Source organism: Achromobacter sp. PD1 (genome assembly GCF_048541815.1).
GTDB classification, from domain to species: Bacteria; Pseudomonadota; Gammaproteobacteria; order Burkholderiales; family Burkholderiaceae_B; genus Achromobacter; species Achromobacter bronchisepticus_A.
In genome coordinates, this window is record NZ_CP183349.1 from 224,079 (window position 1) to 236,791 (window position 12,713).

9 protein-coding genes are annotated in these 12,713 nt (G+C 67.7%); 3 read left to right on the forward strand and 6 right to left on the reverse strand.

Annotated features, from left to right (window positions below):
* The first annotated feature begins 21 nt into the window (after nt 1–21).
* Nucleotides 22–852 (forward strand): tRNA threonylcarbamoyladenosine dehydratase, encoded by an 831-nt coding sequence (locus ACM1PE_RS00995; protein ID WP_059371576.1) that lies wholly within the window; start codon nt 22–24, stop codon nt 850–852.
* A gap of 8 nt (nt 853–860) precedes the next feature.
* Here the strand turns inward: ACM1PE_RS00995 and ACM1PE_RS01000 are convergent, their stop codons facing one another.
* Genes ACM1PE_RS01000 through ACM1PE_RS01010 form a run of 3 tightly spaced genes read right to left on the reverse strand, consistent with a single transcriptional unit; the run spans nt 861 to nt 2,925 of the window.
* Complete coding sequence (locus ACM1PE_RS01000) at nt 861–1,172, reverse strand: non-heme iron oxygenase ferredoxin subunit (RefSeq protein ID WP_059371577.1); 312 nt, start codon at nt 1,170–1,172, stop codon at nt 861–863.
* 17 nt (nt 1,173–1,189) lie between these two features.
* Nucleotides 1,190–1,663 carry an aromatic-ring-hydroxylating dioxygenase subunit beta gene (locus ACM1PE_RS01005; RefSeq protein ID WP_059371578.1) on the reverse strand — a complete coding sequence of 158 codons (474 nt, stop codon included), beginning with the start codon at nt 1,661–1,663 and terminating at the stop codon, nt 1,190–1,192.
* A 2-nt stretch (nt 1,664–1,665) separates the two neighbouring features.
* Nucleotides 1,666–2,925: an aromatic ring-hydroxylating dioxygenase subunit alpha gene (locus tag ACM1PE_RS01010; RefSeq protein WP_059371579.1), complete on the reverse strand. Its 1,260-nt coding sequence runs from the start codon at nt 2,923–2,925 to the stop codon at nt 1,666–1,668.
* A gap of 210 nt (nt 2,926–3,135) precedes the next feature.
* On the opposite strand from ACM1PE_RS01010, the gene ACM1PE_RS01015 reads away from it, so the two are divergent.
* Complete coding sequence (locus ACM1PE_RS01015; protein WP_059371580.1) at nt 3,136–4,038, forward strand: LysR family transcriptional regulator; 903 nt, start codon at nt 3,136–3,138, stop codon at nt 4,036–4,038.
* On the opposite strand, the gene ACM1PE_RS01020 is transcribed toward ACM1PE_RS01015, so the two are convergent.
* The 3 genes from ACM1PE_RS01020 to uvrA form a co-directional block, all read right to left on the reverse strand.
* A complete protein-coding gene (locus ACM1PE_RS01020) occupies nt 4,035–4,667 on the reverse strand; it encodes an aminotransferase class IV family protein (RefSeq protein ID WP_059371581.1) in 633 nt (210 codons plus the stop codon). The two genes, ACM1PE_RS01015 and ACM1PE_RS01020, sit on opposite strands and share 4 nt — an antisense overlap.
* Nucleotides 4,668–4,763: 96 nt before the next feature.
* The gene (locus tag ACM1PE_RS01025) at nt 4,764–5,900 is read right to left on the reverse strand and encodes an aminodeoxychorismate synthase component I (protein ID WP_419342370.1); all 1,137 of its coding nucleotides are present in this window, start codon (nt 5,898–5,900) and stop codon (nt 4,764–4,766) included.
* A gap of 5 nt (nt 5,901–5,905) precedes the next feature.
* A complete protein-coding gene (gene uvrA, locus ACM1PE_RS01030) occupies nt 5,906–11,668 on the reverse strand; it encodes an excinuclease ABC subunit UvrA (protein ID WP_419342372.1) in 5,763 nt (1,920 codons plus the stop codon).
* Between the two features lie 241 nt (nt 11,669–11,909).
* Between uvrA and ACM1PE_RS01035 the strand changes: the two genes are divergently transcribed.
* Entirely contained in the window at nt 11,910–12,695 is a 786-nt protein-coding gene (locus ACM1PE_RS01035) for an IclR family transcriptional regulator (RefSeq protein ID WP_059371584.1), read from the forward strand.
* Nucleotides 12,696–12,713: the final 18 nt, after the last annotated feature.

Consider the following 12,713-nt stretch of genomic DNA (forward strand, 5'->3'; position numbering starts at 1 on the left):
CCTGCAATAAAATACGCCCTCATGAACACCCCCGACCCCACCGCCGACCTCGACCGCCGCTTCGGCAGCCTCTCCCGCCTCTACGGCCCCGAAGCCCCGACCCGCCTGCGCAACGCCCATGTGGCGGTCGCCGGCCTGGGCGGCGTAGGTTCCTGGACCGTCGAGGCCCTGGCGCGCTGCGGGGTAGGGGCGTTGACGCTCATCGACCTGGACCACATTGCCGAATCCAACGTCAACCGCCAGATCCATGCGCTGACCGAGACGCTGGGCCAGTCCAAGGTCGATGCCATGGCCGAACGCGTGCTGGCGATCAATCCGGAGTGCCGGCTGACGCGGGTGGATGATTTCGTTTCGCCCGAGAACGTCGCCCAGGTCCTGCCCGGCCCGTACTCCGTCATCATCGACTGCACCGACCAGGCCGCCGCCAAGATCGCGATGATCCTGCATGCGCGCGAAATCGGCGTGCCCATGCTGTTGTGCGGCGGCGCGGGCGGCAAGACCGATCCGCTGGCCCTGCGCGCCGGCGACCTGTCGGCCGCGGTCAACGACGCGCTGCTGTCCAAGTTGCGCAACAAGCTGCGCCGCGAGCATGGCTTTCCGCGGGCTTCCGACCAGAACGGCAAGGCCTTGAAGCGCGTGCCGAAAATGGGTATCCACGCCCTGTGGTTCGACCAGCCCGCCATCCTGCCCGACGCCTGGACCCGCCCCACCGAAGGCGAGGACGACATGGGCGCCTCTGGAGAAACCCTGGCGCCGCAGGGCCTGTCCTGCGCCGGCTACGGCTCGGTCGTGACCGTCACGGCCGCCATGGGCATGGCGGCCGCGAACGAGGCGCTGCGCCTCGCGGTCTGACAATGGCGCTACAGCGCCACGAATACCACGCCGTCCTCGATCCTGACCGGATAGGTGGCAATGTTCTCGCGCAGCGGCGAACAGAGCGCGCGCCCGTCACGCACGTCGAAGCGCCCCTGATGCAGCGGGCATTCGATCTCATGCCCCATCAGAAAGCCGTCGCACAGCCGCGCATTGCCGTGCGTACAGAGGTTGGCGGTGGCGTAGACCTCGCCGTCCACGCCATACAGCGCGATCTCGCGGCCGCCGGCCTGCACCGCGATGACGTCGTCTTCAGGCACCTCGTCCCGCGCGATGGCCTTGATCCATTGCGTGCTCATTGCTGTCGTTTCCTTGTTCAGATGGGATAGATAAGCGAATTCGGCACCAGCTCGCTGTCGAAGATGCAGAGCCGCGATTCGAATTTGAGCCCGTCCGGACCGAGCCGGACCACATCCAGGTAGCGGCCCACGTTGAATACCGTGGTCAACTGGCTGGGCTTGGTGCGGAACACGGCGTAGTTGGCCTCGGACTCGATGCGGTCGCCCTGCACCGACAGCACGCGCGGCGCGCCCACCACATGGCGCTGGTAGTAGGGATCGTGGAAGATGGTGTCGGTGGCGCCGTAGATGCGGTCCTTCAGCATGCCGCGGCTTTCGAAGGACATGGTCGCCAGCGGATAGCCGCGCTCGTGGTTCTCGCGCGGCAGTACCTTGTACACGCAGTCTTCCAGGAAGAAATCGGGCCACTTTTCCCATTCCTCAGCGTCCAGCGCGGCGGCGTAGTCGTTGTACAGGCAGGTCAGTTGGTAGTAGAGGTGAAAGTCCAGCATCGTCAGGCCTCCATGACCCGGCGCCAGTACGCGTACATGCCGCGGATCAGCGTTTCCGTGACCATGTGGTCGGTGTTTTCGGCGGTCTTGCCGCCCAGTTCCGCCACGCTGCGGTGCCAGGGCTTCTGCTCGAAGCCCGATTGCGAGAACTCGATGACCTCGCCGTCGTCCGCCGACACGAAGCCCGCCGGGCCGAACAGATTGGCCTGGCGCAGCCGGCGGCGCGTCATCTCGGGCGTATCGTCGGCGAAGCCGAAATGCGTCCACACGAAATCGAAGGCGTCGTGGCCCACGGGCTGGATGTGGCGCGTGGACAGCGAGTTCACCTGCTGCTGGATGATGACGCTGGGGAACAGCGTCATCAGCACGGCGGTGGGGCCGTTCCACCAGGGCTCCGGCACGATATCGAGGAAGCGGTCGTCGTTCAGCGACATCTGTTCCTTGAAGCTGGACACGCCGCTGGTCACGCTGCCCTTGCCGCCCTGGCCGCGGGTCGAGATCATGGCGGCGTGGCGCAAGTGCCGGTCCATCTTCAGCTCGGAGCGGTTGTCGGCCCGCCACAGGCCGAAGGTGACGAACCAGGTGTGCAGCAGGCCCGGATGGTAGGGATCCTTGATGTTCTCCTGCATCAGCTTCCAGTTGCCGGGGATGCGCTGGCGGCTGTAGCCGTGGATCACCAGTTCGCGGCCGTCGAAGACGCGGTCGAAGTAGTGCAGGATGTCCGGCCCCAGATAGTCCTCCAGCGGCTCGACATCGTGATCGAACGAGGCGAACACCACGCCGTTGCGGCAGGCCACGGCCAGCTTGGTCAGGCCATGTTCTTCCGGCTTGAAATCGGGCGGCATGCCGCCGTTGACCTTGCCGTCCTGCTTGACGCCGCGGCGGAACGGCACGCCGATCAGGTTGCCCTGCAGGTCATAGTTCCACTGGTGGTAAGGACAGACGAATTCGCTGCGGTTGCCGGAACGTTCGCGGCAGAACTGCACGCCGCGGTGGGCGCACACGTTTTCCACCACGCGCACCTGGCCGTCGTTGTCGCGCAGCAGGATGACGGAGCGTTCGCCCACCGCGGTGCGCTTGAAGTCGCCCGGGTTGGGGATCTCGGCCTCCAGGCCCACGTAGCTCCAGTGCGCGCGGTAGAAGAAGCGCTCCATTTCCCGCTGATGCAGGGCGGCATCGGTATAGACGCCGAAGGGGATGCGGTGGGATCCGTCGTCCTGCCAGCGCGGGGCGAATTGGATGGGCTGCTCGGGGGCGTTCATGATCCGCTCCGGCGACAGGGCGCGGCGGCGGACAGCGTACAGGTACGCATGGCGTGTCTCCTTGGTTCGGCGGACCGCGGGCGCGATCCTGCAGAGCCGGCGCTGCATGGGCGCTGGCGTTTTTCGCATCATCGGGCAGAAAGTGAAATAAATAAATAGAATCTGCTTGATGAGATAAATCACCAAAATCAATATTGGTGGAGGCAGCCCATGAACCTGCAAGACCTGGACCTGAACCTGCTGGTCGTCTTCAATGAACTGCGCAAGCACGGCCGGGTGTCGGCCGTGGCCGAGAGCCTGGGCATTTCGCAGCCCGGCGTCAGCAACGCGCTGGGCCGGCTGCGCAAGCTGTTGGGCGATGAGCTTTTCCTGCGTACCTCGCGCGGCATGGTGCCCACGCCCTACGCGCAGGATTTGGCGCAGCCCATCGCCGCCGCGCTGGAGGCGCTGCACAGCACCCTGAACGCGCGCGCCGCGTTCGACCCCGCGCATAGCGGTCGCGCCTTCGTGATCGGCGTGAACGACGTGGGCGAGACCTATTTCCTGCCGCGGCTGATGCGCGCGCTGGACCGCGCCGCGCCCGGCGTCACGGTGCGCACCGTGCGCACCACCTCGATCGACGTGAAGGACGAGATGGAGCGCGGCCGCATCGACCTGGCCATGGGCTTCCTGCCCGATCTGAAGAGCGGCTTCTTCCAGCGCCTGCTGTTCCGCCAGCCCTATGTGTGCATCTTCCGCCGCGACCATCCGCTGGCGCGCACCGGGGTCTCGGCGCGGCAGTTCCGCGCGGCCGAGCACGTGGCCATCGCCTCGGAAGGCACGGGCCACGGCGTGGTCGACCAGGTGATCGGGCAGGCCGGCATCCAGCGGCGCCTGCGCCTGACGGTGCCGCACTTCATTGCGGTGGGGCCGGTGCTTGCCGCCACCGACATGATCGCCGTGGTGCCGCAGCGTTTCGCTGACTGCGCCTGCGGTCCGTTCGGCTTGGCGACCGCGCCCTGTCCGGTGAAGATCCCGGAGTCGGTCATCAATGTGTTCTGGCACGCCCGCAACCACCGCGAGCCGGCCAACCAGTGGCTGCGGCAGGTGGTGGTGGACGAGTTCGCGGATTAGGCGTCGCGCAGCGTCACCGGAAACCAGCCGCGCAGCGCGTTGGACAGGCGGATTTCCTCGGCCGCGTGCAGGTCGGCCAGGGTCAGGACGCGTTCTGCCACCTTGCCCGTTTCGAGCAGTTCGGCGCGCTGCACGCCGGGCAGGCAGCCGCTGTCCACGGGCGGCGTGTACCAGTCGCCATCCAGGCGCAGATAGACGTTGCTGCGGCTGCCTTCGCAGAGTTCGCCGCGCTCATTCAGGTAGAGCAGATCGAAGATGTGCGGATGCGAGGGCAGCCATTCGATGGTCTTGGTGTACCAGGGGCGGTAGGTGGTCTTGTAGCGCAGCAGCGGTTCGGATGAACGCAGCGCTTCGGGCGCCAGCATGGCTTCCTGCGCGGGGTGCAGGGGCGGCAGCGGCGCGGTCTGGATGTTGCGGCTGCCGTCGCGCGCCACCAGCAGGCGCAGCCGGTGCGGCCCGGGCGTGGCCAGGCCCAGCGCGGTGATCATGATGTCGGCCTCGACGGCCCGGCCGCCCCAGCCGTAGCCCAGGGCCTTGCAGGACGCTTCCAGGCGCTTGAGATGGCGCGCCAGCAGCGGCACGCGTCGTTCGGCATCGACCAGGATGGTCTCGATCAGTTCGGGTTGCATGGGACTCTCCTGGGGTAAAGGTGCGCTGCGGCCGCGCTCTATCCTACTACCGATGGCTGCAGCCGCGCAGGGACGCCGGACATCCGGACTGCGGCCTCAGGCCCGCAGGATCCGGGCCTTCCAGTGGCATTCCTGCCATTCCTCGGCCGGGTCTGAATCGTGCACGATGCCGCCGCCCACGCTATAGACGCCGTGGCCGGCCTGGTCCAGCACCAGGGTGCGGATGGCGACGTTCAGCGAAAAGTCGCCGTCCGGCGCCAGCCAGCCGATGCTGCCGCAATACAGGCCGCGCCGCGCCGTTTCCATCTGGCGGATGCGGCGCATGGCCGCGACCTTGGGGGCGCCGGTGATGGAGCCGCAGGGAAACAGCGCGCGCAGCACGTCTTCCAGCGAGGCGTGCGGCGCCAGCGCCGACACCGTGGACGTCATGGTCCAGACGGTGGGATAGCGCTCCAGCGAGAACAGCGCGTCGACCCGCACCGAGCCCGGCTCGGCCAGCCGGCCCAGATCGTTGCGCAGCAGATCCACGATCATCAGGTTCTCGGCGCGGTTCTTTTCGCTGGCCAGGAGCGCCTGGCCCAGCCGTTCGTCCTCGGCCGGATCGGGGTGGCGCGGGGCCGTGCCCTTCATCGGGCGCGTGGTCAGGCGCGGGCCGTCGCGGCGCACGAACAGTTCGGGCGAAAACGACAACACCGTGCGCTCGCCGTCCTCGATGAACGCGCCGTGCGCCACCGGGTTGCGGGCGGCGATGCGCCGGTACAGCGTGGCCGCGTCGCCCTGGAATTGCAGGTCCAGCGGCTGGGTGTAGTTCACCTGATACAGCTCGCCGTCACCGATCAGGCCGCGGATGGCTTCGATCTGGCGCACGTAGTCGGCCTCGGTCATGCGCGGCGCGGGCAGGCTGATGGCGGCGGGCGTAGCGCCTGCGTCCGGTGCGTCCCAGGGCGTTTCCTCCTGCCGGCGTTCGAACGCCAGCGCGGTCAGGCGCGGTTTGCCGTCGTCGCGCGGCGGCGTCCAGGGGCCGGCGGGCGGCGCCATGGCGGCTTCGGGCAACAGCCACTCGCCCAGTTCGTAGTCCAGCAACAGGGCGATCCAGCGCCCCTGCCGCCGCTGCGCTTCGATGGCGGCGAGCGCGGGGGCGACCTCGGCGGCGGAGCGCGCCTCGATCCGCGAGCACAAGCCCTCGAACCGCAGCGCGCGGCCGGCCAGCCGGTCTTCAAAACGACATTCCATGCTGCCTACTGCTGTTGATGTGCCAGGAATTCCTTCAGGACCCGTCCGGTATGGGAATGGTCGCTCAGGGTCATGACGTGTTCGGGCGAGCCTTCGCCCACCAGCTTGCCGCCGCCCGTGCCGCCTTCGGGGCCCAGGTCCAGCAGCCAGTCGGCTTCGGCGATCACGTCCAGGTTGTGCTCGATCACCACCACCGTATTGCCGGCTTCCACCAGGCGGTGCAGCACGTGGATCAGCTTTTCCACGTCGGCCATCGACAGGCCCACGGTGGGTTCGTCCAGCACGTACAGCGTATGCGGAATGCGCGAGGCGCGGCCGGTCTTGATCAGGCCGTCGGTGAGGCGGGCCTTGGACAGCTCGGTCACCAGCTTGATGCGCTGCGCTTCGCCGCCCGACAGCGTGGGCGAAGGCTGCCCCAGCGTCAGATAGCCCAGGCCCACGTCCTGCATCAGCTGCAGCGGGCGGTGGATCTTGGGGTGCGCGGCGAAGTAGCCGATGGCGTCGTCCACTTCCATGGCCAGCAGTTCGCCGGCGTTCTTGCCGCGCATCTGCACGCTCAGCGTGTCGTTGTTGAAGCGGGCGCCGTTGCAGGCGTCGCAAGGCACCTTCACGTCCGGCAGGAAATTCATCTCGATGGTGCGCATGCCCTGGCCTTCGCAGATCGGGCAGCGGCCGTCGCCGGTGTTGAACGAGAAGCGCGCCGCGGTCCAGCCGCGCATGCGCGATTCGCGGGTGTCGGCGAACTGCTTGCGCACGTCGTCCCAGAAGCCCACGTAGGTGGCCGGGCAGGAGCGCGGCGTCTTGCCGATGGGCGTCTGGTCCACTTCCAGCACGCGGTCGATGGCTTCCCAACCCTTGATGTTGTCGCAGCCCGCCCAGCCCGGCGCCTTGCCTTGCGACACGGCCTGCATCAGGTTGTCCAGCAGCACTTCGCGCGCCAGGGTGGATTTGCCCGAACCCGACACGCCGGTCACCACGCTCAGGCGGCCCACCGGAATCTTCGCGTCGACGCTGCGCAGGTTGTGCAGGCGCGCGCCCTTGATTTCGATCATGGGCGTATCGGCCTCGACCGGGCGGCGGCCTTGCAGCGGGTGCTGCAAGGGTTTGGCCAGATAGCGGCCGGTGACCGATTCGGGCGCTTCGATCAGGTCCTGCGCGCTGCCCTGGGCCACCACGCGGCCGCCGCGGATGCCCGCGCCCGGTCCGATGTCGATGATGTGCGAGGCGCGGCGGATGGTGTCGTCGTCGTGTTCCACCACCACCAGCGTGTTGCCGTTGCCTTCCAGGCGCGCCAGCGCGTCCAGCAGGATGCGGTTGTCGCGCGGGTGCAGGCCGATGGTCGGTTCGTCCAGCACGTAGCAGACGCCCTGCAGGTTGGAACCCAGCTGCGCGGCCAGGCGGATGCGCTGCGCTTCGCCGCCGGACAGCGTGGGCGCGGCCCGGTCCAGCGCCAGGTAGTTCAGGCCGACTTCCTGCATGAAGTTCAGGCGTCCGCGGATTTCCGTAAGGATGTCGCGGGCGATCTCGCCTTCGCGGCCGCGCGCCACCAGCCCGGTGAAGAAGGTATGCGCGTCCGACACCGGCAGCGAGGCGAGTTCGGCGATGGACTTGTCGCGCCAGCGCACGGCGCGGGCCACGCGGTTCAGGCGCTGTCCGTCGCATTGCGTGCAGGGCTTGGCCTCGCCTTCGTACCAGGCGTTCCAGGCGGTTTCCTCGCCGGTCTGCTCTTCGTCGAAGCCTTGCAGCTGCAGGCCGGTGCCGTAGCAGCCGGTGCACCAGCCGTGCTTGGAGTTGTACGAGAACAGGCGCGGATCCGGTTCGGGGAAGCTGGTGCCGCAAGACGGGCAGGCGCGCTTGACCGAGAAGTGCTGCTGCTGCAGGTCGCTGTCCAGCGCCTCGTGCAGCTTGTTCACGGGCCAGACCACGGACATCACGCCCTGGCCGTTTTCCAGCGCGTTCTTGACCGCGGCGCGCAGCTCGGCTTCATTGGCCGGGTCCACCACCACGTCCGCGATCGGCAGCTCGATGGTGTGTTCCTTGTAGCGGTCCAGCCGCGGCCACGGGGCCACGGGAATGAACTCGCCGTCCACGCGCAGGTGCGAATGGCCCTTGGAACCGGCCCATTTGGCCAGGTCCGTGTAATAGCCCTTGCGGGCGGTGACCAGCGGCGCCAGCAGGCCGATGTGCTCGCCCTTGTGCTCGCGCAGCAGGCGCGCCACGATCTGGTCCGTATTCTGCGGCTCCACCGCGACATTGCAGTCCGGGCAGTACTGCGTGCCCAGCTTGACGTACAGCAGGCGCAGGAAATGGTGGATTTCCGTCATCGTGGCCACGGTGGACTTGCGTCCGCCGCGGCTGGTGCGCTGCTCGATGGCGACCGTGGGCGGGATGCCGAAGATGGCGTCCACGTCCGGCTTGCCGGCTGGCTGCACGATGGCGCGGGCGTAGGCGTTGAGCGATTCCAGATAGCGCCGCTGCCCTTCGTTGAACAGGATGTCGAAGGCCAGCGTGGACTTGCCCGAGCCGGACACGCCGGTGATGACGGTGAACTTGTCGCGCGGGATTTCCACGCTGACGTTCTTCAGGTTGTGTTCGCGCGCGTTGCGGATTTCGATCGCCATATTGGCCTGGCGGCGCTCGCGCATCAGCGACTGCAACGGGCGGCCCACGTCTGCGCCGTAGGCTTCGCCGGGCTCGGCGATGCGGGCGGTCAGTCTGGCCTGCTCGACTTCCTGCGCGTCGGCGTCGGTGCTTACGACCACGTCCGCCGGCAGGATGCTGACTTCGTAGTCGCGCAGGGCGGCGCCCGTGTGCGACTTGGGGTTGTCCATCAGGTCCTGCGGCGTGCCGGTGCCGATGACCAGGCCGCCGGCGTCGCCGCCTTCGGGGCCCAGGTCGATCAGCCAGTCGGCCGCGCGGATCACGTCCAGGTTGTGCTCGATCACCAGCAGCGTGTGGCCGGCGGCCAGCAGCTTGCGGAACGCGCGCATCAGCCGCGCCACGTCGTCGAAGTGCAGGCCGGTGGTGGGTTCGTCGAACAGGAACAGGCTGCCCTTCTTGGCGACCTTGGCGGTGGAGATGCCGCTGCGCGCGGCTTCGGCCAGGTGGCCGGCCAGCTTCAGGCGCTGCGCCTCGCCGCCCGACAGAGTGGGCACGGGCTGGCCCAGCCGCACGTATTCCAGGCCTACGTCGGCCAGCGGCGCCAGGCCCGTCTGCACGTCGCGCAGACCCTTGAAGAAGTCCAGCGCCTCGCTGACCGTCATCTCCAGCACTTCGTCGATGGACGCGCTCTTGCCCAGGTGTTCGACGCGCACTTCCAGCACTTCGGGGCGGAAGCGCTTGCCGTCGCAATCCGGGCAGCGCAGGTAGACGTCGGACAGGAACTGCATTTCCACGTGTTCGAAGCCGGTGCCGCCGCAAGTGGGGCAGCGGCCGTCGCCGCCGTTGAAGCTGAAGGTGCCGGCCGTGTAGGCGCGCTCGCGCGCCAGCGGCGCTTGCGCGAACAGCTTGCGGATCGCGTCGAACGCGCCCACGTAGCTGGCCGGGTTGGAGCGCGCCGTCTTGCCGATGGGGGTCTGGTCCACCATGACCACGTCGGCGATCTGTTCGGCGCCCAGCAGGCGTTCGAAGGCGCCGGGCGCTTCCGAGGGCTTGCCCTTCTGCTTGAGCAGGGCGGGGTAGAGCACGTCCTGTACCAGCGTGGACTTGCCGGAGCCGGATACGCCTGTCACGCAGACCAGGCGGCCCAGCGGCAGTTCGACGGAGACGTTCTTCAGATTGTGCGCGCTGACGCCTTCCAGCAGCAGGCGCGGCGTGTTCGCCGCCACCGGCATGGGGCGCGGCGCTTCCACGCGCTGGCGGCCGCCCAGGTAGTCGCCCGTCAGCGTGCGCGCCGCGCGCAATTGGGACGGCGTGCCGTCGAAGACGATCTGGCCGCCGCGTTCGCCGGGGCCGGGACCGATGTCGATGATGCGGTCCGCGGCCACCATGACCTGCGGGTCGTGCTCCACCACCACCAGCGTGTTGCCGGCGTTGCGCAGGCGGTGCATGACTTCGACCACGCGGTGCATGTCGCGCGGGTGCAGGCCGATGGAAGGCTCGTCCAGCACGAAAAGCGTGTTCACCAGCGAGGTGCCCAGCGCCGTGGTCAGGTTGATGCGCTGCACTTCGCCGCCCGACAAGGTGCGGCTCTGGCGGTCCAGCGTCAGGTAGCCCAGGCCCACGTCGCACAGGAACTTGAGGCGCGCGCGCACTTCTGTCATGAGCAGGTCGGTGGCGGCGTCCAGCGCGCCGGAGAACGACAGCGTGTCGAAGAAGATCCGCACGCGTTCGATCGGCAGCAGCATCACGTCATGGATGGACAGGCCGCCCAGGTTGTCGAGCTGTTCGCGGCTCCAGTTGGCGCTCACCGGCATGAAGCGCTTGTAGCGGCCGTCGTCAGGCGGCAGCACGGTGTCGGCTTCTTCCTTGGTGCCCAGGCGCCAGAGCAGCGCGTCGGGCTTGAGGCGCGCGCCATTGCAGGTGGGGCAGGGCGTGTAGCTGCGGTATTTCGACAGCAGCACGCGCACGTGCATCTTGTAGGCCTTGGTTTCCAGCCAGTCGAAGAAGCGCTGCACGCCGTACCACTGGTGCTTCCAGGCGTCGTTGCCGCCCTTCCAGTCGGGCGTGCCGTAGAGCACCCAGCGCTTGTGTTCTTCGCTCAGCTTCTTCCAGGGTACGCCCAGCGGCACGCCGGCCTTGGGCGCGTACTTCTGCAGCTCGTCCTGGCATTCCTTGTATGAAGGGGTCGTCCAGGGCTTGATGGCGCCTTCCAGCAGGGTCTTGTTTTCGTCCGGGATGACCAGGCCGAAGTCGATGCCGATCACGCGGCCGAAGCCGCGGCAGGCTTCGCAGGCGCCCAGCGGCGAGTTGAACGAAAAGCTGCTGGGCAGCGGATCGGTGTATTCGATGTCGCAGTCGGCGCAGTGCAGGCGGTCGCTGTACTTCCAGATGTGGGCATTGCCGCCCTCGGCGTCCATGACGTACACGGCCAGGTGGCCGGCGCCCATGCGCAACGCCGTGTCCAGCGCTTCCATGATGCGTTCGCGTTCGGTGCCGGCAAAGCGGAAGCGGTCCTGGACCACGTGCAGGATGCGGCGCGATTCGGTGCTGCCTTTTGCTGCCTTGGCTTTCTTGGCGCCCTTGGCCGGGGCGGCTGCGCGCGGCGCCGCGTTTTCTTCGGCGTGCACGCGGGTGTAGCCCTGCTGCTCCAGGAAGCCGCGCACTTCCTCTTCGGTGAAGTTGGCGGGAACCGCAATGGGGAAGGTCACCACCAGCCGCGGATCGCCAGCGGCGGCGGCGCGTTCGGCCAGCGAGTGGTAGACGGAATCAGGGGTGTCGCGCCGCACCACCTTGCCGCAGCCGCGGCAATACAGCTTGGCGCCGCGCGCGAACAGCAGCTTCAGGTGGTCGTTCAGTTCCGTCATCGTGCCGACCGTGCTGCGCGAGCTGCGCACCGGATTGGTCTGGTCGATGGCGATGGCGGGCAGGATGCCTTCGATGCGGTCTACTTGCGGCTTGTCCATGCGGTCCAGGAACTGGCGCGCATAGGGCGAGAAGGTTTCCACATAACGCCGCTGCCCCTCGGCGTACAGGGTGTCAAAGGCCAGCGAACTTTTGCCGGACCCCGACACGCCGGTCACGACGACCAGTTCGCCGGTGGCGATGGTCAGGTCCAGGTTCTTGAGATTGTTCTGGCGGGCGCCAACGATGCGAATTTGGGAGCTCATGGACGGTATCGTAGCCTGAGGGGAGAGGCCTGCCCGAGCGACAACCCATCGCTGGTTCCGAGCGCGGCGATATGGAATAATTGACTATATTGTGAGTCACCAGTCCATTATGTGGACAGCATGAGGCTCACTAGCTGTACAAATAAACAGTATCGCAGATTCGTCTGAATTTCGCGCTGTCGGCGTTGCGCATTCTGTAGATTCATTGCTAAAGGCATGCAGCCATTAGCTGGAGACAACATTGCTGGAAACCAAGGTCCCGGGCGCCGCGGCGTTCGCCAAATTCATGACGGTGCTGCAGGCGGTGGCGGATGCGCCCCAGCCGCCCACGGCCGCGTCATTGGCGCGCAGCTGCGGCTATCCCCGGCCCACCGTCTACCGCATCGTCGCGGCGCTGGCCGAACAGGGCATGGTGGCCGAAACCGGCGGCGCCTACCGCCTGGGACCGCGCCTGATGTCGCTGGCCAGCCGGGCCTGGTCGCAGTTCGACCTGCGCGCGGCGCTGGCGCCCGACCTGCAGGCCTTGCGCGATGAAACTGGCGAAACCGTGCACCTGGCCGTGCCTGCAGGGCACGAGATGACCTATATCGACAAGCTGGAAAGCCCCGGTCCGGTGCGCATGGCCTCGCGTGTCGGGGCCAGCGTGGCGCTGCATTCCAGCGCGGTCGGCAAGGCCTATCTGGCGGCGCTGGACCCGGCGTCGCGCGAGCGCCTGCTGCGCGAGCTGCCGTTGACGGCCCGCATGCCCGGCACCGTGACCAGCCTGCCCGAACTCCGCGCCGTGCTGGATGCGGCCGCCGCCCGCGGCTACGCCACCGACGACGAGGAAAACGAAGCCGGCATCGTCTGCTATGGCGTGGCCGTGTGCGACGCGGCCGGACGGCCCGTCGCGGGCGTCAGCGTCAGTACCTTGCTGTTCCGGCGCCGCGAAGACCCGCAAGCCGCCTATATCGAACCCTTGCTGCGGCTGCGCGATGCCGCCGCGGCCAAACTCGCCGTCCTGCCGGTATCGCCCGGCGGCGCCTGACCGCCTGCCTCCAAGGAA